Here is a 22,748-nt window from a genome sequence, read left to right on the forward strand (position 1 = left end):
GGGTCTGGATTGGGGAGAGGCGGTGCAGAGGAGCACAGGGTTTGCAAGCGTCCCAGTACCAAGGCCGAAGGGCGGTGCTGCCCTGGGTTGCCGCATCCTTCATCGGGCCAGCCTCCAGGTTCCTAGCAGGGCTAAGCCACCATACACGATGTTGGGCAGCCAGGCCCCATAAGCGCCCAGCAGATCAAAGCGGGCAAACTGAGCCGAAAGGGTGAAGAGCGTCCAGTAGCCGAAAATAAGCCCCACCACAGCAATGAAGGCCCAGGCCGATTCACGCAACGAGAGGCCAATCACAATGGCCAGCCAGGCCAGCACCACAGTGCCGGCTGCGTTGGCGTAGCGCCGGGCCAGGGGGAATTGTGCTGAAGGGTCGGCTTTGGCTGCGGCATGTAGATCGGGCATGCGCATGGCCTCATAGGAAATGGCTTTGGGTTGTACGCCGATGGGAAAGGGCAGGGGGTGCTCGGCTTCTTGGAAGATTTTGCCATTGGGATCTATACGGTAGGCATTTTGCAGCCGCCAAGCCCCACTGACCCAGATGCCCCGGTCGGCGCTCCAGATAGAACCGCCAGGTTCTACTACCCGAATCCCCTCCAGCCGAGAACCCACCTCGCCCTGGGGGGGTGGGTAGATACGCTGGGCATAGTACACACCCAACCCCTGGGGCGTGTAGGTGCGCTCGGTGAGCACACCGGAGGGCTCGGAACCGTAGTAAATCTTGTATTGCAAAGCCTCGAAACGCTCCTGAGCAATGGGTTTGAGCCAGCCTTCATTGGATAGAACGATGGTGCCTACCACCAGCCCCAGTGCTACCACCGGGCCAATGAAGGTGCGCGGGGGAACGCCGCCCGCATAGGTGGCTTTGAGTTCGGACTGGCGAATCCAGCGGGCCAGCGCCACCAGCAGGGCAAACACCAGACCCAGCGGCAGCGCAATGCCCAGGGTATAGGGCACCCGGTAGGCCACCATCTGGGCAATTTCAACCACGGGGGTTTTAGCCCGCAGGAAGGCCCCTGAGAGCGAGGAGAGCAGATCGAAGGTGATCAGCCCGACGAATAGCAGCACGCCCAGCAGATACAGCGACAACGTTTCGCGTAATAGATAACGCTGCAACATCCCAGAGCGAAGTATAAGGTGCTGCCGGGTGAGAAGCGGTCAATCTGACCCTCTATGGCGATAATCTCGATATTTTCAGGCTATTTTTGATTGAGATCTGGAGTGTGTGCAGGGGCCTGGGCCGATGAATAAGGTGGTTTTCACCCTTTATTCATGCGGGATGAGGAGCCGATGCCCAGTAAAGGGTTTCGGGATACCCAAAGACAGTAACGGGAACGTAACGTTGGGTTTGCTAGGGTATTGCTCGAGGCCATTCGACATTTGCATCTCCCACTGCATTTGCTGGTAAACCAACCCTGGCCTCCAGGCCCAGCTTGATGGGTGGATCAAGCGAAAGGGGGTTGTGTTGGGTTGACCCTGTGGCTTTGCGTTTATGGGGTGAGGTCTTTACAAAGCGTGGGGATCTCCATGGCAGGTTTGTATGCCGGCATGCCTTGGGCCAGATGGTTGTTTGCGACATCGGGCCGGGTTGCTGGCAGCCCTGAGTTCAGCACAACCTGAGTTCAACTCAAGGGGTAGATTATGGCAAAAGAAAAGGCAGTATTGCCGCGCATTGAAAAGGAACGTTTACAGTTCCGCGAATTGATTGCAAAAAACCCCAATTACTTCGGTTCCGAAGCAGGCAGCAAACTCAACGCAGTCAAGCTGCTCTCCAGCAGCAAGTACGAAGAAATCACCTGCATCGGCTACAACCCCGACCTCGACCAGCTCGAGGCCGTGGTCGAGATCAAGCTGCCCTTTGGCTACGGTGGCAACCTGTGCACCCAAGGAACCACCGAGTATGTGCGTTTCTGGGTGGACTATGGCAGCGGCTGGGTCAATGAAGGGGCGGTGGCCTTCAAGGTGCACGACATCTCCAACGGCACCGATTGCGCCAAAGACCCCGACAAACCCCTTACCTACGCGGTCGGCTTGAAGCTCGACCCCACGCGACGGTGTTGTGATACCCCCCTGTTGCCCAGGGTGCGGGCCATTTTATCGTGGGAGCTGGTGCCGCCCGACAGCCCAGGCGCTGAAAACTGGAGGCCGGTGTGGGGCAGCGTGCTCGAGAAGCATATCCAGATTAAGCCCCTCAACAAATGGTGGTGCTTACTGGACACCATCCAGCCCAGTATCTGGGAAAAGCTCAAGGTCGTACCCGAACTCGCCAAAGAAACCATTCTGCCCATCCCACTGCCCGATCCCCCGCCGCTCGAGCTACCCGACCTGGTCAAGCTTTACGCTCCCAAGCCCAGCCCCCAGGCCAAGGAAGCCAAGCCAAGCGTTGAGCCGCATCGCTTTGCTGTCCAGCACCTGCACCAGGCCCTGACCGCAGAGGTTAGCCCTTCCTTTCTACAACAACAGGGGACAGTGTGGAAAGAACTGGGGCTGGACTGGGCTGCGGCCATCGAGGCCTTGGGTAAGACCAAGGGCAACGTCAGCTACGAAGAACTGAACTGCCTGGCCTTGGACACGGGCCGCGAGTGGATGGTGGCTACTTTTACCATCAAGCGCCCCAGCGGTTACTCGGGTGACTTGTGCAGCCAGGGCAGCACCGAATACGTGGCTTTCTGGGCCGACTGGCACGACACCTGCGAGTGGACCTACATGGGTACGGTGCAGGTCAAGGTGCACGACATCGCCAAGATTCCCGCTGGGGGCTTGCACTATGCAGCCATCCTCAAGGTAGATCTGAACCAGTACCGGCGTAACTGCCACAAGACCCGACCTTCCCGCATCCGGGCGGTGCTCTCCTGGAATACCCCTCCTTCCACCACCAACCCCGATGCAGTGCCCTACTGGGGCAACCGGCTGGATACCCATGTGGTAATTCGTCCTGGCCAACCCGGCATCAACCTCTACCGAATCGGCGGGATTGTGGTGACGGATATTGATGCCTCGAGCGGTCTGACCCTACCCAGCGCTACCTTCGAAAATGGCTTTGCCCCCGATGCTCTGGGCCGCCCCTGCCCCTTCGCGGGCCGGGTGGTGGTTACCGGGCCGACCTATCCTGGCATGTACTACCGGGTACAGGTGCGGCGGCAGAACCCCGATACCCTGGCCTGGGAGTCGTGGAGCAACGTCACCACTACCCTCAAACTGGTCAGCCCCAGCCTGATTCCCTTCACCAATGCCGAGGTCGCCAACGGCTTCTTTGCCTACGCCGCCGACATTGATAACCGTCTGGCCTGGTGGGATACCGCCGGTGATGCGCTGTGGGAGTTGCGCTTGCAACGGGCTACTGCCCCTAACGAGCTGGCGATTGTGGCCGAGGAGACCCATCGCATACAACTCGACAACACCTGGCCCGAGTCTGATATCAACATTGACTCTGGCGGCAACTGCAAGGACTTTGTCGAGGGGGTGACGATTACGGGGCGCTTTGTGGCCCGCGACAAATACTTTGGTTCCTACAGCCTGGGCACCCTTCCCTTCGCGGCGCCTGCTGGGCAGCCGGTTCCCTCAGGCGGCACCACCCAGACCGCCGTTGCTCCTGGCAATGCCTGGTCGCTCCACACGGCTGGAATGCAGCCTTGCGGCTATGTGATGGTGGTGAACGTGTGGGATCGCGCGATTGTCAACAGCGCTTCGGTGGGTCACCACAGCTCCAAAGCGGTGGGTTTCTGTCTGCGCGAGAAGAAGAAATAGCAAAAAGCAATCCAGGGGCACCGGAACGCCGGTGCCCCCTGTTTATACCAACTCTGCGCGGGAGTGGCGCTGAAAATGTACCTTGTCATACGCATTTCGGCAGTATCGTTCACCTCGGCAAGCCTAAACGATACTACCGAAATGCTTTTCTACTCCCTTCGGTCGGCTTGAATCCTTCACCTCTGACTGCGGCGGGCGGTGAAGGATTCAAGCGGAAACGGTATAATACTGGGTGAGACACGTTCTTATGTGCCAATCTGAATTTTTTGCTTGCTGGAGGCGTTCAGAATGTCGGGGTGGGGTAGGGCCACGATAAACTTGCCACCGCGTTTCAAATACTCCTGGTATGGGCGAGCCATCTCGCTGGGCTCGCCGCTGAGCAAGAGCAGGTAGTCGGGTTGTTCTTCGAGCAGTTTCTGGACGCTATAGATGGGAACATGCACCCCCGCCATATAGCGGCCGTGTTTGCTGGCATCGCTGTCCACCACGAAATCAATTATTTCGCGGCCCAACCCAACATAGTTGAGCAAGACCATGCCCTGCGCATTGGCACCGTGCGCAGCTACCCTGCGTCCACGGGCACGCAGTTCTGTTAGCAGCGCTACCAGGGCTTCGCGCACCGCTGCGATACGCGAGGCGAACTCGAGGTAATACGTGGCCTCCATCAGACCCATCTTCTCTTCTTCCTGCAAATACCAGCCAACCGACGGTTCGATCTGGCGGGCTTTGCCCAGGTAGTAGCGCAGATACCCGTTTGAAAGCGGTTCGATCTGCTGAAGCCGCAAGCCATGACGGCGCACCAGTTCATGCAACGCGCTGACCGAGAAATAGTTTTGTTGCTGGTGGGTGAAGTGTTCGAACTGACGGGCCTCGAGCAACTCCCGCACATAAGGTAGTTCCATCACCACCGAGCCACTGTCTTTGAGTACCGCCGCGAGGCTCTCGAGCAATCCATTGAGGTCGCTGCTGTACGAAAGCATCTGATTGGCCAGCACCACATCGGCCCGTAGCCCCTCCTCACGCAGTTGGTTGGCATAGCTGCGGTCAAAGGGTTCGTGCCGGGTAGGTATTCCTTTGTTGGAGGCCGCTTTGCTACGCTCTGGATGGGTCTCGAGATAAACCACCCGCACCCCGGCCTGCATCAGAGCGCGCATCAGTTCCAGGCTGCTCCCCTCCAACGCCAACACCAGGTGGTGGGTGCCCAGCCGAAAGTGGTGCATCAGCCGCTCGAGCAGTCCCCCCTGTACAGGCCCGGCAGGGGCCGGGACAGGTTCCCCCGCGGGGTCGCCGACCAGTTGAACCAATCCACAACGCTTGCAAAAGCCCACCTCGAGGCTCCGCCGCTCCTCGGGGGTGGCTAGCTGATCGCTACTCAGAATGCTGGAAAGGGGAAGCCTTCCCAAACTCAGAAAGGGCACGATTTCTCCCGACCCACACGAGCGGCACATCTTGACTTTCTTCATCGGAATCACCCGAGTACCGGCCTTGCCGGGTCTCCACTGAGTAGAGGGTACGAACTCGACCGTAATCCTCCCGTTATCGGGGTTTGTCCGCATGGGTAGGGGGTTGTGCCGCTTCGTTAAGGGGTATACAAAGGCGCTTTAGGAGTACAACGTGGGTGTAACGAAGTTTATAACGTGTCCATCGGGGCTTGTTAATTTCGACTATATCCCCATCTGGAGCGGTAAAATTGCCCCCAATGGATTCGCTTTTCAAGCCCGGATGTTAATCTTGCTCCCTTACAGGAAAGGGTCTTCTGGGCGTAATCACGGGGTTTTATCTTTCAGCCAGTGCCGTATCGCAGGGTTTTGAACGAAGAAAGGGCAAAATGGGCCCCCTCTCCTAAAAATTTTCCCCGAAATGGTCTACCCTAAGGCCATGACCATTGCCACACCCCAGGCCATCCGCCAGGACTTTCCACTGCTTACGCACCATCCCGAGCTGGTCTACCTCAACTCGGCGGCCACCAGCCAGAAGCCTGAAGTGGTCATCGAGGCGGTATCCCGCTACTACCGGGAACTCAATGCCAGCGTGCACCGGGGGGCCTACACCCTTTCGGTGCAGGCCGGCGAGGCCTACGAGCAGGCCCGCCGCACCCTGGCCCGCTTTATTGGGGCCGAGGAGCGCGAAATTATCTTCGTGCGCAACACCACCGAGGCCCTCAACCTGGTGGCCTATGCCTGGGGGCTGCGCAACCTACGGCCCGACGACGAAATTCTCCTCACTGAGATGGAGCACCACGCCAACCTGGTGCCCTGGCACCTGGTCTGCGAGCGCACGGGGGCCAAAATCAAAGCCATACCGCTTGGGGATGATGGGCGCTTGGAATTGGAGCACCTCAGTACCCTCCTGACCGAGCGGGTCAGGCTGGTGAGCGTGATGCACATATCCAATGTGCTGGGAACCGTTAACCCCGTGGCCCAGATCGCCCAGGCGGCCAGAGCTGTGGGGGCCCTGGTGGTGGTGGATGGGGCGCAGTCAGCGCCGCATATGCCCATAGATGTCCGTTCTCTGGGAGCCGATCTATACGCGTTTTCCGGGCACAAGATGCTGGGGCCTACCGGCATAGGGGTGCTCTGGGGACGCTACGAGGTGCTGGAAACCCTGGCCCCTTTTTTGGGGGGCGGCAGCATGATTCGTGATGTTTACGTAGATCGCTCCACCTATGCCCAGCCACCCCAGCGTTTCGAGGCCGGAACCCCGGCGGTAGCTGAGGCCATTGGGCTGGCTGCGGCGGTGGAATACCTCGAGCGTCTGGGTATGGCGAACGTATGGCAACACGAGCTCGAGCTCGCCGCCTACGCCCTCGAGCGCCTCGACGAAGAGCTACCCGAAGTGCGCACCTTTGGCCCCCGTGGCCAAGACCGGAGCGGGGTGATTCCCTTTGTGCTGGGCGGTATCCACGCCCATGATGTGGCCACCGCCCTCGACCAATACGGTATCGCGGTGCGAGCCGGGCACCACTGTGCCCAGCCCCTGCACCGCAAGCTGGGGGTTCCGGCCACGGTGCGGGCCAGCTTTTACGTCTACACCACCAGAGAAGACGTGGATCGCTTCATCGAGGCCCTGAAGAAGGTACGCGACTTTTTCAAGGACTGGATTTGAGTTGCAGCCGCTCTCATACGCATTTCGGCAGTATCGTTCACTTCGGCAAGCCTAAACGATACTACCGAAATGCTTTTCTACTCCCTTCGGTGGGCTTGAATCCTTCACCTCTGACTGCGTCCAACGGTGAAGGATTCAAGCGGAAACGGTATCAAACATAACCAGTACCCCGAGAAGGTCGGCTTCGACAAGCTCAGCCACCCCCTGTATCGGATAAAACCGGAAGCGCTGTGGGTTACTTTGTATGAAGTGTTGCTCAGCACCGCTGTCGGATGGGCTAGGCCAGGGGGGTCTCCTCGCGGAACTGCAACTCGTACAGGTCTTTGTAGAGTCCCCCCTGGGCCAGCAGCTCTTCGTGGGTTCCCTGCTGCACCACCTGCCCCTTGTCCAGTACCACAATCTGATCGGCGTTGCGAACGGTGGAAAGCCGGTGGGCAATAACAAACGTGGTGCGGCCTTGCATAAGCTTGTCGAGAGCTTCTTGCACCAGCGCCTCCGACTCGGAGTCGAGCGAGCTGGTGGCCTCGTCCAGAATCAGAATCCTGGGGTTTTTTAGCAGGGCTCGAGCGATGGCAATGCGCTGACGCTGCCCACCCGAGAGCTTGACCCCTCGCTCACCTACCAGGGTTTGGTAGCCCTGGGGAAAAGCGCTGATGAACTCGTGGGCGTTGGCAGCTTTGGCGGCCTCGAGCACCTCCGCCTGGGTAGCCTGGGGTTTGCCGTAGCGGATGTTTTCCTCGATGGTGCCCGAGAAAAGCTGGGTTTCCTGTGGCACAATAGCGATGTGTTGCCGCAATTCCAGGGGTTCTACCTGGCGAATATTAATGCCATCGAGCAGGATACGTCCTGCGCTGGGGTCGTAAAAGCGTGGAATGAGGGAGACCACCGTGCTCTTGCCGGCTCCCGATGGCCCTACCAGGGCCACTACCTGACCAGGGTGGGCCCGCAGGCTCACCCCCTGTAGCACATAGGTATTGCCCCGGTCGCCGTAGCGGAAGCTTACATTCTCGAGGCTAACCTGGCCTCGTACCTCTCCCAGTTTTGAGTTCGGAGCCTCGGCCTTGATTTCGGACTGCTCGTCCAGCAGGGTAAAGATGCGCCTGCTGGCACCCAGGGTTTCTTGGAAAGTAGCGTACAAACCAGTAAAACTTGCAATCGAAATTGCCACAAAAAAGGTATAGAACAAGAAAGATACCAGCGCTCCCACCGTCATTTCGCCCGCCAGTACCAACCGTCCCCCAAACCAGATCACCAGGGCTAGGCTGGTGAAGGTGGCGAACGAGATGCCTGCTCCAAAATAGGCCGCTCGCAAACTGCCAACCCGCACCGCCAGTTTGAGGGCCTCGAGTATGCGCTGGCTATAGCGATGAGTTTCCACCTGTTCTGCCGTGAAGGCTTGTACCACCCGAACTCCCACGATGGCCTCTTCGGCGTTGGCATTGGCTTCGGCCAGCCTATCTTGCACCTGGGTGGAGAGTTTGCGCAGCCTGCGTCCGGCAAACGAGGCCAACAAAATTACCACGGGAACCACCGACAACATCACCAGGGAAAGCTTCCAACTGGTAACAAAGATAATCACGATGCCCCCAATTAGGGTGATGGCTTGGTTAATAAACTGCACCAGCGAACCCGAAACGGCGTTTTGCACGGTGCTGGCATCGGAGGTTAGGCGCGAGGTAATTTCGCCGGTCTTGCGGTTTTCAAAAAACCGCACTGGTAAGGTCAGAAGATGGGTGAATAGAGCTTTGCGTAGATCTGCGACCACCCCTTGCCCTACCCGCACCAGCAAGTAGGTGTTGAGGTAGTTGAAAACCGCCTGTAGAGCAAAGATGACAATTAGCCCCAAGGCAATCCGATCCAGAGCAGCCGCAGAGCGAGCTTCTGAGAGTGCCCCGTCTATCAAGCGGCCCACAAAGTTGGGGAAGACCAGCCCCAACAGCGAAGAAAAAGTGGTGGCAACCAGGGCGACCGCCAGCAAACTGCGATAAGGGCCTATGTAGGACAACAATCTAGAAAGCTGCTTGATATCGCCGGGTTCGGATTTGTAAGGTTCGCGGGACAGTACAGGTCGCATGGAGAATACCTTAGCTACAGTCTGATGAATTGCCGGGCGCCCGATTGTGAACCGGGGGTGAATACCCCCGCCAGCTTAGAGGCTGCCTTGAGTATCCCGAATCTTTAGTTCAGCAGGCTTATCGGGGTTTTCGCTATTGCATGCTGCTAATCCTAGCGGAAAAAATGTGCCTGATATGGCAATTCTCCTTGGGAATTTCGTCATTCCTTCTGAAAACCGCTATAGAATTGGCCTTGACATGAGTCTCCTAGACGACCTTTACAAAGAAATCATCCTGCGTCACTACAAATCGCCGCACAACTATGGCCCGCTGGACTCAGCTAATGTGCGGGTAATGGGCGACAACCCTTCCTGCGGCGACCAGATCGAGTTGATGGTTCTGACCGATGGCGAGCAGATTGCCGACCTGCGCTTTCGTGGGCAGGGCTGTGCCATCTCGCAGGCTTCGGCCTCGCTAATGACCGACTTGGTCAAGGGCAAGACCTGGGAAGAAGCCCTGGCGCTGGAACAGCAGTTCAAGGCCATGATTGTGGATGGCGCTGCGCCCACCCTCGAGCTGGGCGACCTGGCGGCTTTATCGGGGGTGCACAAGCTGGCGGCCCGGGTCAAGTGCGCCACCCTGGCCTGGAATGCCCTGGAACAAGCCGCCCACGAAGCAGGTGCACTCTCGCCTCGAGCCAAAAGTCCGTAGCCCAGAAGTTCATCCCTGGGCTACAGGTGTTGATTGCTTCAAGGTGCTGGGAAAACCGAGGGGCATACATCAGAACTTGCAGCTGGGGCCTCCTCGCCAGTAGAAGCGTCAATGGATAGCAGGAAGTTGATCAAGTCCTGCCGCTGGGTGGCGCTGAGGGTAAAGACCGCGTTGCCAGCCAGCAGGTGGGTGCTCCATTTATCATCGCTGAAAAGCTCATCCAGGGTCTTGGCCTGCCCATGATGCAAAAAGGGCGCGCCCACCTGCAAGCCGTAGAGCGAGGGGATGTTGTAGCCGCTGAACTCACCCTGGGCTCGAGCGGTGGGAGGGCGGCCTGCTTTGAGCTCGAGGGCATTGGTAGCAGTGGTATCTCCTGGTACGCCAAAGGTGCCCACCTTGCGCAACACACAGGCCACCTGGGCTGGTGCAATGGGGGTAGAAGCGGGTTCGTTGGCGATCTGAACGGTATGTGGGCTGCCGATGGGTGCGCCATTGAAAGAGGCTGTGGTAAGCGTGGTATTGGTTGCTGCCGATGGTGTGAAGAAGCGCCTCGAGAGCGTCCAGCCTGCCCCACCGTGGCAGTTGGTACATTTGCCTTCACGGAACAACAGCAAGCCCCGTGCCACCGAGCCTGCATCCAGGAAACGTCGTCCCTTGGGCGGACGGATGGTCTTGACGAACTCGTCAATGTCGTCCCAGTCCTTCACACAACTCGGGGTGGCTTCCTGTAACTCGCGCAGGGGTTTAGCCAGCCCGCCGATGGGTGCACCGCCAGGGGTAGCGTCCACGGTCAGGTTGGTGCGAGTCTCGGTAGCAAGGTTGCCACAGCCACCCGTTGTGAGCGCCCCTAGACCACCGGAGACATCGCGGGTATTGCGCTCAAAGTCGTGTTGCTCGTCAAAAATGCCACTCCAGTTGAAGATACGCTGCTTTTGTGCACCGGGGCCGTGGCTAAAGCTACCATCCATCGAGGTGCTCTGGCGGGGGCCAGCGGCAAAGTGCCAGGTGATGTTGTCGGAGAGTCCATCGGGATGGCAACTCCCACAACTCGACCAGCCCTCGCCCCCCTTTGACCAACGCCCCCGTCCCGTGAAGTAGAAATGCCGTCCTTTGCTTATCTTCGCGTCTAGGCTTCCTGGGGCAGGAGCAGGAGAAGCTTCCACTACCTTGACCAGCTTCTGCTGACTTAAATCTACGATGCCGGTATTGCGGGTAACCCAGCAATTCACAAACATCTTCTTCTGATCGGTGGTGTCATGCGGTGTGACCAACCCAATGGGGTTCTGGCACTTGGTAGCCAGGGTTTGCAGGTCAATTTGCGGTACGGTAGGGGTGCCCAAGGTGACGGAAGTATTGTTGATCAGGATGGCCCGCTGGATAGCCTCACCGCCCTTGGCCAGCAGATACAAAATGTTGTTGCCCACCACGCCAACGTCTACCAGATCGGCCATGAAAAACTTGGTGGTTCCATTAGAAACTGATAGGGTACGGATGGCATCGGAGATGCTAATGGTGCCCAGCTTGTTGCCATTGAGGTCGCCAATTAGCAGATACTGAAACACATTTTCGTCGAACTTGGGCGCGTTGTTGGGTGCGGCAGCAATGGCAGTGGCGATAAACTTGTCGCCCACGATGGCTACGCTGGCCAGTTGGTTGGGCGAGGCCGAGTCCACCGCGCTGTTGGCGGTGCTGGTATCAATCGGAAATGCGCCGGGGTCTGTTGGCTCGAACAATACAGTTCCGACCTCGCTTAGGTCGTTGGATCGGAAGATCCGCACGGCCCCGGTGCGGCTGGTATCGCTGCCCTCGCGACCTGGCCCGATGCGCCCATAGAACTCAGTCACTACGATCTTCTCGTCATCGCAGTTGGAGTTGCCGTTGTTGGAGACCGCCACGGCCCTGGGAGCCGCTACGATCACCGAGCCCTGGCTGGCCAGGGTGTCGGTGTTGTAGGTCGAGACCCGCCCCTCGCCGAACTCAGCTACCACCAGCTTCTTACCACAGGGATTAAGGGCCAGGCCGGTGGGCTCAGAGCCTACATTCACACTGCCAACAATGGTGGGAGCCCCAGTGTCAATCCCGCTGACCTTGACCACCTTGGCCTCGGCCCGTAAGGCCACAAAGGCGGTTTTATCGTCGGGGCCAATCACCACCGCACTGGGCTCGTCGCCCACCGCGAGCTTGGCGGTACGTATATCGTCGGCGGTGCGGAAAATCGAGATGGAGTCGTCCTCAGGGTTGACCTGCACCACATATCGGTCATCGCCCGTGATGGCAATGGCTCCCGATTTGGAAGCCCGCTTGAGGAATGGTTCGTTGCCTCCGCCGCTCCCTCCACTGGGAGGTGCACAGGCTGCCAGCAAGGCCGAGAGCAGCAACCCTGCTAGCCTCAGGCCGGTTAACTGATGGTGCCCTGGTTTCATAATCCTCCTCCTTGTATATCGCAGTTAGCTGGTATTTCGCCGCCCATCGCGGCGACGGAACCGGCTTTGGGAGAGCAAACTTTGCTATCCACAACGCCCAAATCGTTCCGCAAACCGCTCCAGATCTGAGGGAAGGCGACCATCTGCTATTGCTGCATTCCCTCGCATCGCATGGTGCAAAGGAGTCGGTAACGAGGCGGTAACGTCGGGCAAACCAGCATGGACTCAGAACACCCCTCCAAGCCTCCCCGCTGCCGCCCAGCGTGCAGGCGGTAAGCCTCCATATGGTCACCCCCCTCAACCCGGTTCAAACCCCCAGGACAGGACCCTGGGAGTAGTAGCCCTGAGCGGCCTCCAGCAACCTAACCTGCCCCCCCGTGAGCCCGAACCCCGGTGGGGATGAGCACACCACCGGGGTGGAGACCTTTGGATTTGAATAGTCCTATTCCAGAAGTCAATAGCATGGACTGGAACAACTTATGGAATGGCGTTCTGAATTTCCTAAAGACTTCGGGGAATCTGCGGGAAAACAAAGAAGCAGTAAAGAGAGCACCAGTGGCCCGCCGCTGAAGAATGGGTGGTGGAACGGTTCTAGTGCTCCGGTAACTTAATTCCCGGGATGGATTTGGCTCCCTTAATATCTGGAAGTTGCTTTGAGCGCTTCTTTTTGGGAAATTCACTGCATATCAATCTTTAACTTGCCAAACCACTAACAGACCAGGGTGCTGAAGTCGTTGAAGTCGGCGCGCAAACCGCCGGGTAGGCCCTTGGCAATGACCGAGACCGCGTCGTGGGAGTGCAGGCTCTCGAGGTGCGAGCAGGCCACCTGGAAATCGCGGATGCGCTTGTCAGCGATCAACTGCTCGTACACCAGCCGGGCCGCGTCCTCCACAAACTTTACGTAAGCCCCGTTCAACTCGGCGAAAGCCTGTTCGTCTTCACGCTTGACCATTACCTGGGTTTCGGTTTTGAGGGCCTCGCGGGCGTGATGGATCAGGTCTTCCAGGTGGAGCGAGGTATCGGGGGCGACCTCCACCTTGATGCGGGCCTTGGAGCGCTGGCTGTGGGGGATGGCGTACACCCCGCGGTTATCGCGGGCGTGTTCGGCCAGTTCGGCGGAGCAAGGGCAAGCCGAGGAGTAGACGAAATCGAGTTCGACATAGCGGCGAATCAGGCCATTGCCCTCGGCGACGGCTTCGTAGCTGCCGCTGTAGAACTGATAGCCTTCCAGGCCCGAGCGCAGGGCCGATACCCGCATGGGATAGCTAAAGGCCACCTTGACCCTAGCGGTCAGGCTGCCCAGCTCGCGGCGGTAGTCCTGCACCACCTGGGCCAGGGTATCCAGGCTGAATACCTCTTCTTTGTGGGCATAAAAGGTGCGGATGATGCGGCTCATGTTGATGCCCTTGAGGTTGGCCTCGAGCGAGACCGTGCCAGTGACGCGGGCCTCGAGGGTCAGGGCTTCACCGGCTGGAGTGGCAAACTTGAGCGGAAGCCGGAAGCCGGAGATGCCCACCTGCTGGATGGCGACATTGGCCCCCTCCACCGAGTCTATGGTCTCGGTCATGTCGGGCAAGCTGGTTTTGTAGGCGGCGTCGGGTCGGAAGTGGGCGTCGTAATGGCGGGTGATAACCGGCTCTGCACCGTCGGTGTTGCGGAACAGGTAGGCTTTTTTGCCACCGTTTTTATCGAGTTTGAGGGGGGGTGTATCGAGGATTTGCTTGTTGTCGTAGCTAAGCAAGGGCGTCTCCTTTTTCGTCAGCAACCTCGAGCAGTCTGACGAGTGCATATGCGAAGGGAATCTGTTGCGTGGTGTCCTGGGCTGCTTCCCTTCACACGAGCCCGGGCACCAATTGCAGTCTAGTCCAACTGCACTTACACAGCATGTCACCTTATACACAAACTGAACGTAACCTAGACGCTAGTTTTCCAAAAGGAGGCTCCGTGTGTGCGTACCTCCAACACCAGCCTAGCAACTCGACAGGCGTTGCTGTGTAAAAGCCTTTACCGAAGCCAATGGCTTGGTTTGTTTGCTGCTACAGATTCCATCCCCCCGAAACCTCCATGACCTGTCCGGTAATGTAGCTGCTCTGCTCATCCACAAAGTACAGCACCGCTCGAGCCAGCTCCTCCAGATGGGCCAGCCGGCCCATGGGAATCTCGTTGACGGGTTTGGATACGGAGTTCTCGGCCACCCCCGGCGCGACCACATTCACCGTGATGCCCCTGGGGGCCAGGCGCTGGGCCAGGGCCTTGCTGTACAGAATCAGGCCGGTTTTGGCGATCGCGTAGGGGGTAATCTCCGGGCGGGCCAGCAGGTTCTGCGCCCCGGCGAAGCCGATATTCACCACCCGCCCATAACCGGTCTGGCCCAGGTAGGGGAGGGCGGCCTGGGTCAGGTAGAAAGGCGCGTTCAGGTTGGAGTCCAGCAGGGCCTGCCACTCCTCGGGGGTGGTTGCTTCGATGGGCTTCTTGAGGTAGTTGCCCACGTTATTGACCAGCACCTGCAAGCCCCCGAGCTGTTCGACCACCTGCCCGATGAGCCCTTGGGCCTCCTCTACTCGCGTCACATCGGCCTTAACCTTGATGGCTCTAACCCCGTGTTGCTCAGCCTCCTGGCGGGTTTGTTCGGCCTCGAGGGCGCTGGTGTAGTAATGCACCGCCACATCAAAGCCCTGCTGGGCCAGCGCCAGCAGAATAGCCCGCCCAATGCCTTTGGCCGAGCCGGTCACCAGGGCCACTTTGCTCATGCTTCCCCCCGGCTAAGATAGGCCTGAATTAGGGTGCGGGTGATGTTGTTCAAGGGGTATTGGAGGGCTTCGGTAGGGCTGACCCAGGCCCACTCGGCAATTTCTTCGTTGGGGCGGACTTCCTCGCTCGAGCATTCGGCAAAGTAATTGATGAACAAAAAGTGCATCGGTTTGTAAAACTGGGGGTCGAACACCCCTTCCAGCAACATAGCGTAGCGGATGTTGAAGAGCTCGAGGCCCACCTCTTCGCAAAACTCTCGTTTGAGGGCCGCTTCCAGCGGTTCTCCCCACTCGATCTTGCCCCCCGGCACCCCCCACCTGCCCTGCCACTTGGTGGTCTTGACAATCAGCACCCGGCCCAATGGCCCCTTGACCAGGGCGCCCACGGTGGGGATAGGGTATTGATGCGCCATACCGGGTTTTAGGCTACGCCGGTAAGCCACTGGAGAAGGTGCTGGAGGTTAACATGCCCGGCCCAAAGCAGAAAGACCCCTTTTTGCGTGCATGAGCGAACTACGATAGGAACCGGAAACCCCGATGGCGTTCGTTCAACTCTGTCGGTCCCGGCGGAAGGTGGTGTTTGGCTTACGAAGCACGGTGCGTTTTTTTGCGATTAGTTTTGCAGTTCCTTGTAGATTGCGTAGACCCGCCCGCCTTTGGGGTAGGCCTCGAGGCCATACAGCCCTGCATGGTTGGGCAGGTTGGTTTTAGTCTTTTGCGGTAGGCCGGTTTCGAACGCGACCACCAACGGATCATCGCGGCGAAAGCCAGTGCCCCGGCTCACCCGGTCGAAGATACGGGGGTGACTGGCGCTGAAATAGACCCGCAACGGCTTGCTGCCCGCCATCAACACAATCGAGGGGATGGGGCCGCGTTCGGCCAGCGCAATAATCACCACCTCTTCCGAGACTTGGTGCAACTCGGCAAGCTCGGGCACCAGCTTGGGGCTTTGGCCTTTCTTGACCAGGGCTGCGTCCACAACTCCGCTGGGCAGCAGCATCTCGGCGGCTCCCAGGTTGCACAGGGCCTCGAGCTCCTTTTCTAGTTCTTTGCCCGCGTAGGCTTCGTGTAACTCGGAGAGCAGATCGTCGTCCTGCTGTATCAACACGTGCATGACCTCGTGGGCTAGGGTAAAGCGCTGGCGCTTGGGGCTAGATTCCTGATCAATCAAGATATGGTTTTTCTCTGGCACCAGCGCCCCAAACTTGCCCTCTGGCAACTTGCCATACGAGAGACTGGCCCCAATGCCTCCGGCCAGCCGCTCGGGCGTGAGGGGCGCGTGGGCCTTGCGGTAATCCTGCGCCAGTTTGATCACCTTGGGTCTCAAGTCCATAGGCACTACCGTCTTTCAAGTATGGCAAATTACTCTCAATATCTACTGGATGGCCACAAAAATCGAAACCCGTTGGGTGTTATCGTGTACCTCGTAGTCGAAGGTGTAGGCCCTTTTGGGTGCGCCGGGCTGTTGGAAATAGGTCTGAATTTGTTGCCAGGCTTGCCTTACCGATTCGGGTTTGGAACTTGTCACAGTAAACATTAGGTACCGACCTCCAGGGACGTTTAGACCGCTCAGGCCGGGTGGAACGTCGTCCTGCCCCCGCACCTGGTAGCCCAGCAGCACCGAGAAGGGGCCCTGCTCGCTTTCGTAGTGGTAATAGACCACAAAAGGCTTTCCTTTAGCCAGGCGCCTAGGGATGAGCAGCTCGAGCTCTCCGCTTTCTATCTTGTGCCAGAGCGGCGGAATCCGGGCGGTCTGGGGGTTTTGCTCCACGGCCAGACTGGTACGCACCTCGTACCCCGCCACAAAAAAGCCCGACTCGTAGGTGCGAACGGGGCGCTCCATAGTCTTATTATGGGGGGCCAAAGGTTTCATCAACTCAAATGAAGAGGACGGCCGTTGTTGGCCGCCTACTTCTAATGCTCCGCTTCTTTAGCAGGCTGTGCAGCGAACCGTCCGTGGCAAACAACTGCCAGGCCACCCTCACCGGCGCACATAGCGCAGGTGTGTGGCCTCTGGAGTATCGAGAACCCTGTCAATGCGAAATTGCGGCCCAGGCTCGCGTAAGTTTTCAAAAAGGCGCCGCCCGCCACCGAACAACACCGGAACCAGGGCGATTTCCAGCTCATCCACAACACCCAGGTTCAGGTACTGCTGGATTACGTCCGCTCCACCCGAGATGCGGATATCACGACTGCCAGCCGATGCCCGGGCCAGCTCGAGGGCACGCTCCGGCCCGTCGTTGATGAAGTAAAAAGTCGTCCCGCCGGGGCGTGCCCAGGGCTGGCGCTTCTCATGGGTGAGAACGTAAACCGGTGTGTAAAACGGGGCCTCTTCGGGCCAACCGCGCTCGCCCCCATCGAACATTCGTTTGCCCATGATGTGAGCACCGGTGCGCTCGAAGATGTGGCGAACCATCTCATTCACAGGGCCGGTCTCTCCGCCAGGCCCCAACCTAAGTTTCTCGCGCAAATACTGCTGATTGAGGGCCCAGGCCATCAGCGCGCCCCATTTGGCACCCCAGTTCTTGTACCCCGGATCGCTGAAATGGGCCAGATCCATGCCGTCCGGCGCCATATAGCCATCCAGGCTAAGGGAAATGTTGACGAATACTTGGCTCATGATTTTCCTATCGCGTGCTGGACTGTTGGCCTAACGTTGTTTAGAGGGCCCTCTAGCCCTCCAGCACCCGCTTGAGATGCAGGAAGATCTCGTACCAGTCGCGCTTGGACTCCGGGCGCTTGCCCCGCAGCTCGATGCGGGCCAGGGTGCGCTGCCACTCGGGGGTGATCTCGGCCCCCAGGGTGGGGTCGGCGATGAGTTCGGCCAGGCCCTTGGGCAGCGAGGCTTCGGTGCGCTCGCCGTAGAAGTCTACTGGGGCCAGCAGGTCGTTGACCGATAGGTTGTAGGAGGTTGCCAGGGTTTGCAGGGTGTCGAGGGAGGGGTTGGTGCGGCCCCGCTCGAGGTCGGATAGGTAGGGCACAGAAAGCCCGCTCTTGTCGGCCAGATCCTTCAGGCGCCAGCCTTGCTGGCTGCGCAGTTCGCGGAGACGTTCGGCTAGTGTCATGTTTCTGACGGTAGCATAAAAATGTTCTACGGTCAAGGCATAATGTCCCCCGGTAGGTATTGCGTTATGCAGATAGATTATGCTATTATCATAACGGGAGGCAAGCACATGAACAACAACGAAAAAGTCTGGAAGACCATTGGACGTGGAACCGTACACCCCAGTGAAGTGCTGAATACCCTCATCGAACTCGACAACCGCAAGGGCCAGATCGGTCTTTGGGCCCTGGAAAACGAGTTGCGCGAGAAAATGCCCTTGCTTCGCCCAACGGCTCAACCTTTAGCTAAAGCTTGGCTCGAGGCCACCATCCAATACCGCACCACCTACTATCCCGAGGGCCGCTTGTCCAAGCTGTTTCACCGCTTTAGCCAGCCTGCGCAAGAGCCCCTTCCGATTGCAAGCTAGTGTGTGACTTTCACTGCTAGCAGAATCCGCATAGCGGGAGGTGGGTGGGTATGTTCTCTACGTTTTTCTGGGAAGTAGAAGCCAGGGATCGGCACCAACGTTTACTCGAGGAAACCGTGGGGGTTGGCCCCACCATTCCAAACGCTGTACAGGAGGCCCGCATGATGCAACTCGCCCAGCAGACCCAGGCTTCGGTTGTGGAGGATATCCGTCGTGTGTCCGCGTATGTGTTTGTTTCGTGTGCCCAACCCAAGCGTATCGTGCAGGCCCTGGGCCGCCTGCCAGGGGTGATCAAGGCCGATGCCTTGCTGGGGGCCTCCGAGGCCGTGCTGGTGGTGGAGCGGCACAATTTTGAGGCCTTGCAGTCGCTTCTGACAGAAGTACAATCCACCCCAGGTGTTCGTAAGATTTCGGTCAAACTCGCGGCCTGAAGGGTAATTGTGTCCTGTGGGCGCACCAGGAGGTGCTGAATGTTCAAGATCGTGCCCAATCTCTGGTTTGACAAAGAGGCCGAGGAGGCCGCCCGGTTTTATTGCAATGCAATTCCGGGTTCCAGGATAAATAGTTTGGTTGTTTTGCGCGATACGCCTTCGGGTGACTGCGACCTGGTCTCGTTTGAGCTGGCCGGCCAGCCCTTCATGGCCATCAGCGCGGGGCCGCTTTTCAAATTCAATCCCTCCACCTCGTTCATCCTCAACTTCGACCCCTCCCAGGGGCGCACCCGACAAGACCTCGAGGCCCTCTGGAACAAGTTGCTGCCAGGGGGTAGCGTGCTGATGCCATTACAGGCCTATCCCTTTGCGCCCCTCTACGGCTGGATTCAAGACCGCTACGGCCTTTCCTGGCAGCTTATCCTCTCCGACCCCGGTGGCGAGGCGCGTCCTTTTATAACGCCCGCGCTATTGTTTGTGGGCGAGGTATGCGGCAAGGCCGAGGAGGCCCAGGACTTCTATACCTCGGTGTTCCCCAACGCTCGACGGGGAGCGACGATGCGCTATCCGGCGGGCATGGCGCCCGAGCGCGAAGGTACCTTGATGTACAGCGAGTTCATGCTGGCGGGCCAGTGGTTTGCCGCCATGGACAGCGCCTACCCGCACAACTTCGCTTTCAACGAGGCCATCTCGTTCATGATTTACTGCGACACCCAGGCCGAAATTGACCATTACTGGACGCGCCTCTCGGCGGTACCGGAGGCTGAGCAGTGTGGCTGGCTCAAAGACAGGTACGGTTTGAGCTGGCAGGTAGTGCCCCGGGCGTTGGAGCAGATGCTGCAAGACCCCGACCCAGAACGGGTCAACCGGGTTAACCAGGCGGTGCTTCAGATGAAAAAGCTCGAGCTGGCCGAGTTGCAAAAGGCCTATGCCTGATTGGTGGAGTTGTCAGAGGTAGCTTATGAAAACAAAGGTTTCGGCCATCATTCCGGTGATACCCAGCCGCGACGTGCAGGAATCGCTGCGGTTTTATCAGACCCACCTGGGTTTCCAGGACCCTTTTACCTGGGGCGAGAACCCGGTGGAGTACGGCGGGGTGAGCCGGGACGGGCTGCGGCTGCACTTCTACCTCGAGCCCAACCCCGAGATCAGCCGTAACTATGCCTTCCGGCTCGAGGTGGACGAGGTAGACCTGCTGTATGTGGCCTGCGAGGCCGCCGGTATCGTGCACCCCAACGGCCGGCTGGAGAACAAGCCCTGGGCCACCCGCGAGTTTTCCCTCCTCGACCCTTTTGGTGTGGCTATACGGGTTTACCAGGAACTTATGGGATAATCCGCTCCCTGGGCGCCTGTAGCAAGGCCTTGCCCAAAGCCTCGCCGGGCTTGCCGTCGCCCCGGTAGGCCTCGGGTTCTTTCTCGATCCAGGCGTAGCCCTGGTGGTGGAACTGCAGGCTGCGGAAGCCCTGGGCAAAGGCCGCCTCGATGAGCTGGCCCAGCGAGCCGGCCTCGAGGCCCTTTTCTTTGAGCGCCTCGAGCAGTTCGGGCGGCAGATCGGGCTCGAAGCCCTGCTGGGCGGAAAGCTGCTGGTAGGCGGGCTCGCGCGCTTCCATGGTGCCGCCCTGGGCGAAGTAGCGCTCCAGTACCCTGTACCAGTCACCGCTCCGGGTAATGGGGGCCATGGCGGCGTAGGCCTGCTCGAGGGCCTCGGGGCTGTAGTCGTGGTACTGGTTTTCGTGCACCACCAGCGCCCGCGGCAGGCGGGGGCGGGGGGCCGGGCTTTCGTCCGGCACCCCCACGCACAGACCGGCCACCGGCACCACCCCCTGCGGCAGTCCGCACAGCGCCTTGATCTCTTTTATGCCGTTCAGCACCCCGCCAATCCACACGATGCCATAGCCCAGGCTCTCGGCCATGGTAGCCAGGGCGCTCCCGGCCAGCACCGCATCGGTGATGGCAAAGTGCAAAGCGGTGCGGGGCCAGTGCCCGAACACCCCGCCCCGGTGCTCCACCAGCCGTCGCAGGCGGTATACGTCGGCCAGAATCAGGAAAAACTCGGCGCAGGTCTCGATGTGGGGGTTGTGGCCGGAGTGGCTCGAAACCTTGCGGCGTAGCTCCGGGTCGCTGATGCGCAGCAGGCTGTACATCTGCGCGGTGGCATCGGTGGGGGCCCGCTGGGCCGCAAAGAGAATCTTTTCCAGGTCGCCTTCGCGCAGGGGCTCGGGTTTGAACTTGCGCACGCTGGCGCGGCGCTGGTATAGCGTGTAAAGGTCGTTCACAGGGGTAGCCTAACGCCGGGCGGCGCGTCCAGACTGTGGCCCTACTGGTGTAGCTGCTTCTCCATGCAAAGGCTCACCGGGTCTTCGAAGTAGGGGCCAAACGGCGGGATGCGCTGGAAGCCGAAGCTCTGGTACAGGCCAATGGCCTCGGTCTGGAAGACCCCGGTCTCGAGCCGAAGTACCCGCAAGCCCCGCTCATAGGCATGGGCTTGCAAGTGGGTCAAAAGCTGCTTCCCCACACCCCGCCCACGAAACTGAGGCCGCACGTACATCCGCTTGAGCTCGGCGTACTCGTTGCCAAATAGCTGCACCCCGCCACAGCCCGCCGGCTGGCCGTCCAGGTAGGCCACAAAGAAAGCGACCTCCTGCTGGATGAGTTTTTCTACGCTATACCCGTGACGGCTTTTCGGGGGGTACAGCGGCTCCAAGACCGCATCGAGTTCGGCGATCAGGGCCCTGGCTACTGGGCTGTCCGGGGGTTCGGCCTGGATGTGTAGGGGCATGCCCTAGCTTAGCACCTCTATACCCGGCAGGGTGCCGAGTTCCAGGAGCTCGAGGCTGGCCCCGCCGCCGGTGGACACATGGCTAAACTTATCGGCCATGCCCAGCTTGTTGGCTGCCGCCACCGAGTCGCCCCCGCCAATCACGGTAAAGGCTCCTTGAAGCTTGGCGATGGCCTCGCCCACGGCCAGGGTGCCCTTGGCAAAGTCATCTACCTCAAAGACCCCCATGGGGCCGTTCCAGAGCACCGTCTTGGCGCCTCGCAGCGCCTCGGCAAAGGTTTGGGCGCTCTCGGGCCCGATATCCAGCCCCATCCAGCCGTCCTCGATGGCGTTTGCGGGCATAATTCGGGTGGGCGCCCCGGCCTCAATTTTTTGCGCCGCCACCACATCGGTAGGCAGCAGCAACTTAACCCCCAGGTCGGAAGCCCTTTTGAGCAGGTCGCGGGCCAGATCCAGCTTGTCGTCTTCCACCAGGCTCTTGCCCACCTGCCCCCCCTGGGCCTTGATGAAGGTGAAGGCCATAGCCCCCCCAATCACCATCCCGGTCACTTTGGGCAGCAGGTTCTCGATCACCCCTATCTTGTCCGAGACCTTGGCCCCGCCCAGCACCACCCAGTAGGGTTTCTCTGGGTTGTGCAGCACCTTGCCAATGCTTTCAACCTCCTTTTCCATCAGGAAGCCTGCGTAGCTGGGCAGGTATTTGGCTACCCCGGTTACTGAGGCATGGGCCCGGTGGGCCGAACCAAAAGCGTCGAGCACAAAGGCATCCCCGAGTCGCGCAAACTTCTTCGCCAGTTCCTCGTCGTTCTTTTCCTCGCCCGGCTCAAAGCGTACGTTGTCCAGCAGAACAACCGAGCCGGGGGGTACGGCCTGGACGCGCTCCAGGGTGGCTTCGCTGGCCGGGGTCAGCTCCGGCGAGCCCCCGATGAATACCACCGGCTTGCCCAGGTGTTTTTCCAGAACCGGGGCCACCGGTGCCAGGCTGCTGGCCTCCTCGTAGCCACCCTTGGGACGCCCAAGGTGCGAGAACAACACCAGCGTAGCCCCCTGATCCAACAGGTGTTTTAGCGTGGGGATGGCCGCCGCCACCCGGGTCTCGTCCTTGACCTTGCCCTCCTTGATGGGCACGTTGAAGTCTACCCGTACCAGCACGCGTTTACCGGCAGCGTTGAAGTCTTTGAGTGTTCGCATGGTTGACCTCCTAGACAAATGCCCTCTCCCACCGGGAGAGGGGTTGGGATGGGGGGTGGGGCCAAGGTGAAGCCGCTCACCCCGTGCGTC

Annotated in this window: 21 protein-coding genes; 7 read left to right on the forward strand and 14 right to left on the reverse strand. The window is 59.5% G+C overall.

Going from position 1 to position 22,748, the window contains the following annotated elements; translation table 11 throughout:
• Positions 1-99: 99 nt before the first annotated feature.
• Complete coding sequence (locus WKI89_RS08370) at positions 100-1,116, reverse strand: LptF/LptG family permease (RefSeq protein WP_337868724.1); 1,017 nt, start codon at positions 1,114-1,116, stop codon at positions 100-102.
• Positions 1,117-1,638: 522 nt separating this feature from the next.
• On the opposite strand from WKI89_RS08370, the gene WKI89_RS08375 reads away from it, so the two are divergent.
• Entirely contained in the window at positions 1,639-3,744 is a 2,106-nt protein-coding gene (locus WKI89_RS08375) for a hypothetical protein (protein ID WP_337868725.1), read from the forward strand.
• Positions 3,745-3,989: 245 nt separating this feature from the next.
• On the opposite strand, the gene WKI89_RS08380 is transcribed toward WKI89_RS08375, so the two are convergent.
• Positions 3,990-5,207 carry a class I SAM-dependent methyltransferase gene (locus WKI89_RS08380; protein ID WP_337868726.1) on the reverse strand — a complete coding sequence of 406 codons (1,218 nt, stop codon included), beginning with the start codon at positions 5,205-5,207 and terminating at the stop codon, positions 3,990-3,992.
• Positions 5,208-5,622: 415 nt separating this feature from the next.
• Here WKI89_RS08380 and WKI89_RS08385 point away from each other — a divergent pair, with 415 nt between their 5' ends.
• Positions 5,623-6,849, forward strand: a complete 1,227-nt coding sequence (locus tag WKI89_RS08385) for a cysteine desulfurase (RefSeq protein WP_337868727.1) — start codon at positions 5,623-5,625, stop codon at positions 6,847-6,849.
• A 277-nt stretch (positions 6,850-7,126) separates the two neighbouring features.
• Here WKI89_RS08385 and WKI89_RS08390 read toward each other — a convergent pair whose 3' ends face one another.
• Positions 7,127-8,923 carry an ABC transporter transmembrane domain-containing protein gene (locus WKI89_RS08390; protein WP_337868728.1) on the reverse strand — a complete coding sequence of 599 codons (1,797 nt, stop codon included), beginning with the start codon at positions 8,921-8,923 and terminating at the stop codon, positions 7,127-7,129.
• A 238-nt stretch (positions 8,924-9,161) separates the two neighbouring features.
• On the opposite strand from WKI89_RS08390, the gene sufU reads away from it, so the two are divergent.
• Entirely contained in the window at positions 9,162-9,614 is a 453-nt protein-coding gene (gene sufU / locus WKI89_RS08395) for a Fe-S cluster assembly sulfur transfer protein SufU (RefSeq protein WP_337868729.1), read from the forward strand.
• A 38-nt stretch (positions 9,615-9,652) separates the two neighbouring features.
• Here the strand turns inward: sufU and WKI89_RS08400 are convergent, their stop codons facing one another.
• The 8 genes from WKI89_RS08400 to WKI89_RS08435 all read right to left on the reverse strand — a co-directional run bounded on the left by WKI89_RS08400 (position 9,653) and on the right by WKI89_RS08435 (position 17,852).
• Complete coding sequence (locus tag WKI89_RS08400; RefSeq protein WP_337868731.1) at positions 9,653-12,037, reverse strand: YncE family protein; 2,385 nt, start codon at positions 12,035-12,037, stop codon at positions 9,653-9,655.
• 709 nt (positions 12,038-12,746) lie between these two features.
• Positions 12,747-13,778 (reverse strand): GTP cyclohydrolase FolE2, encoded by a 1,032-nt coding sequence (folE2, locus tag WKI89_RS08405; RefSeq protein WP_337868733.1) that lies wholly within the window; start codon positions 13,776-13,778, stop codon positions 12,747-12,749.
• Positions 13,779-14,073: 295 nt separating this feature from the next.
• Positions 14,074-14,787 carry a bifunctional dihydropteridine reductase/dihydrofolate reductase TmpR gene (gene tmpR, locus WKI89_RS08410; RefSeq protein WP_337868734.1) on the reverse strand — a complete coding sequence of 238 codons (714 nt, stop codon included), beginning with the start codon at positions 14,785-14,787 and terminating at the stop codon, positions 14,074-14,076.
• A complete protein-coding gene (locus tag WKI89_RS08415) occupies positions 14,784-15,200 on the reverse strand; it encodes an NUDIX domain-containing protein (RefSeq protein ID WP_337868736.1) in 417 nt (138 codons plus the stop codon). The genes tmpR and WKI89_RS08415 overlap by 4 nt, the downstream gene beginning before the upstream one ends.
• Before the next feature lie 200 nt (positions 15,201-15,400).
• Positions 15,401-16,102, reverse strand: coding sequence for an ImmA/IrrE family metallo-endopeptidase (locus WKI89_RS08420; protein WP_337868738.1), 702 nt, complete (start codon positions 16,100-16,102; stop codon positions 15,401-15,403).
• Between the two features lie 60 nt (positions 16,103-16,162).
• Positions 16,163-16,630: an effector binding domain-containing protein gene (locus WKI89_RS08425; protein ID WP_337868740.1), complete on the reverse strand. Its 468-nt coding sequence runs from the start codon at positions 16,628-16,630 to the stop codon at positions 16,163-16,165.
• Positions 16,631-16,768: 138 nt separating this feature from the next.
• The gene (locus tag WKI89_RS08430) at positions 16,769-17,407 is read right to left on the reverse strand and encodes a dihydrofolate reductase family protein (protein WP_337868741.1); all 639 of its coding nucleotides are present in this window, start codon (positions 17,405-17,407) and stop codon (positions 16,769-16,771) included.
• Positions 17,408-17,459: 52 nt separating this feature from the next.
• Positions 17,460-17,852 (reverse strand): helix-turn-helix domain-containing protein, encoded by a 393-nt coding sequence (locus WKI89_RS08435; RefSeq protein ID WP_337868743.1) that lies wholly within the window; start codon positions 17,850-17,852, stop codon positions 17,460-17,462.
• A gap of 108 nt (positions 17,853-17,960) precedes the next feature.
• Between WKI89_RS08435 and WKI89_RS08440 the strand changes: the two genes are divergently transcribed.
• The 4 genes from WKI89_RS08440 to WKI89_RS08455 are packed head-to-tail and all read left to right on the forward strand — an operon-like array spanning position 17,961 to position 20,021.
• Positions 17,961-18,257, forward strand: a complete 297-nt coding sequence (locus WKI89_RS08440; RefSeq protein ID WP_337868744.1) for a hypothetical protein — start codon at positions 17,961-17,963, stop codon at positions 18,255-18,257.
• A gap of 50 nt (positions 18,258-18,307) precedes the next feature.
• The gene (locus tag WKI89_RS08445) at positions 18,308-18,688 is read left to right on the forward strand and encodes an Lrp/AsnC ligand binding domain-containing protein (protein WP_337868746.1); all 381 of its coding nucleotides are present in this window, start codon (positions 18,308-18,310) and stop codon (positions 18,686-18,688) included.
• 39 nt (positions 18,689-18,727) lie between these two features.
• Positions 18,728-19,624 carry a VOC family protein gene (locus tag WKI89_RS08450; RefSeq protein WP_337868747.1) on the forward strand — a complete coding sequence of 299 codons (897 nt, stop codon included), beginning with the start codon at positions 18,728-18,730 and terminating at the stop codon, positions 19,622-19,624.
• 25 nt (positions 19,625-19,649) lie between these two features.
• A complete protein-coding gene (locus WKI89_RS08455) occupies positions 19,650-20,021 on the forward strand; it encodes a VOC family protein (protein WP_337868749.1) in 372 nt (123 codons plus the stop codon).
• Here WKI89_RS08455 and WKI89_RS08460 read toward each other — a convergent pair.
• The 3 genes from WKI89_RS08460 to WKI89_RS08470 are packed head-to-tail and all read right to left on the reverse strand — an operon-like array spanning position 20,011 to position 22,658.
• Positions 20,011-20,964 carry a nitroreductase family protein gene (locus tag WKI89_RS08460; RefSeq protein ID WP_337868751.1) on the reverse strand — a complete coding sequence of 318 codons (954 nt, stop codon included), beginning with the start codon at positions 20,962-20,964 and terminating at the stop codon, positions 20,011-20,013. The genes WKI89_RS08455 and WKI89_RS08460 overlap by 11 nt on opposite strands.
• 41 nt (positions 20,965-21,005) lie before the next feature.
• Positions 21,006-21,467 carry a GNAT family N-acetyltransferase gene (locus WKI89_RS08465; RefSeq protein ID WP_337868753.1) on the reverse strand — a complete coding sequence of 154 codons (462 nt, stop codon included), beginning with the start codon at positions 21,465-21,467 and terminating at the stop codon, positions 21,006-21,008.
• Between the two features lie 3 nt (positions 21,468-21,470).
• Positions 21,471-22,658, reverse strand: a complete 1,188-nt coding sequence (locus tag WKI89_RS08470) for a phosphoglycerate kinase (protein WP_337868755.1) — start codon at positions 22,656-22,658, stop codon at positions 21,471-21,473.
• Positions 22,659-22,748: the final 90 nt, after the last annotated feature.

The organism is Meiothermus sp. (assembly GCF_037443965.1).
Lineage (GTDB): Bacteria > Deinococcota > Deinococci > Deinococcales > Thermaceae > Meiothermus.

Bases quoted from the DNA above. Each gene is read 5' to 3' on its own strand.
- WKI89_RS08370 (WP_337868724.1), bottom strand. From the start codon at position 1,116: ATGTTGCAGCGTTATCTATTACGCGAAACGTTGTCGCTGTATCTGCTG.
- WKI89_RS08375 (WP_337868725.1), top strand. From the start codon at position 1,639: ATGGCAAAAGAAAAGGCAGTATTGCCGCGCATTGAAAAGGAACGTTTA.
- WKI89_RS08380 (WP_337868726.1), bottom strand. From the start codon at position 5,207: ATGAAGAAAGTCAAGATGTGCCGCTCGTGTGGGTCGGGAGAAATCGTG.
- WKI89_RS08385 (WP_337868727.1), top strand. From the start codon at position 5,623: ATGACCATTGCCACACCCCAGGCCATCCGCCAGGACTTTCCACTGCTT.
- WKI89_RS08390 (WP_337868728.1), bottom strand. From the start codon at position 8,923: ATGCGACCTGTACTGTCCCGCGAACCTTACAAATCCGAACCCGGCGAT.
- sufU (WP_337868729.1), top strand. From the start codon at position 9,162: ATGAGTCTCCTAGACGACCTTTACAAAGAAATCATCCTGCGTCACTAC.
- WKI89_RS08400 (WP_337868731.1), bottom strand. From the start codon at position 12,037: ATGAAACCAGGGCACCATCAGTTAACCGGCCTGAGGCTAGCAGGGTTG.
- tmpR (WP_337868734.1), bottom strand. From the start codon at position 14,787: ATGAGCAAAGTGGCCCTGGTGACCGGCTCGGCCAAAGGCATTGGGCGG.
- WKI89_RS08415 (WP_337868736.1), bottom strand. From the start codon at position 15,200: ATGGCGCATCAATACCCTATCCCCACCGTGGGCGCCCTGGTCAAGGGG.
- WKI89_RS08425 (WP_337868740.1), bottom strand. From the start codon at position 16,630: ATGGAGCGCCCCGTTCGCACCTACGAGTCGGGCTTTTTTGTGGCGGGG.
- WKI89_RS08430 (WP_337868741.1), bottom strand. From the start codon at position 17,407: ATGAGCCAAGTATTCGTCAACATTTCCCTTAGCCTGGATGGCTATATG.
- WKI89_RS08435 (WP_337868743.1), bottom strand. From the start codon at position 17,852: ATGACACTAGCCGAACGTCTCCGCGAACTGCGCAGCCAGCAAGGCTGG.
- WKI89_RS08440 (WP_337868744.1), top strand. From the start codon at position 17,961: ATGAACAACAACGAAAAAGTCTGGAAGACCATTGGACGTGGAACCGTA.
- WKI89_RS08445 (WP_337868746.1), top strand. From the start codon at position 18,308: ATGTTCTCTACGTTTTTCTGGGAAGTAGAAGCCAGGGATCGGCACCAA.
- WKI89_RS08450 (WP_337868747.1), top strand. From the start codon at position 18,728: ATGTTCAAGATCGTGCCCAATCTCTGGTTTGACAAAGAGGCCGAGGAG.
- WKI89_RS08455 (WP_337868749.1), top strand. From the start codon at position 19,650: ATGAAAACAAAGGTTTCGGCCATCATTCCGGTGATACCCAGCCGCGAC.
- WKI89_RS08465 (WP_337868753.1), bottom strand. From the start codon at position 21,467: ATGCCCCTACACATCCAGGCCGAACCCCCGGACAGCCCAGTAGCCAGG.
- WKI89_RS08470 (WP_337868755.1), bottom strand. From the start codon at position 22,658: ATGCGAACACTCAAAGACTTCAACGCTGCCGGTAAACGCGTGCTGGTA.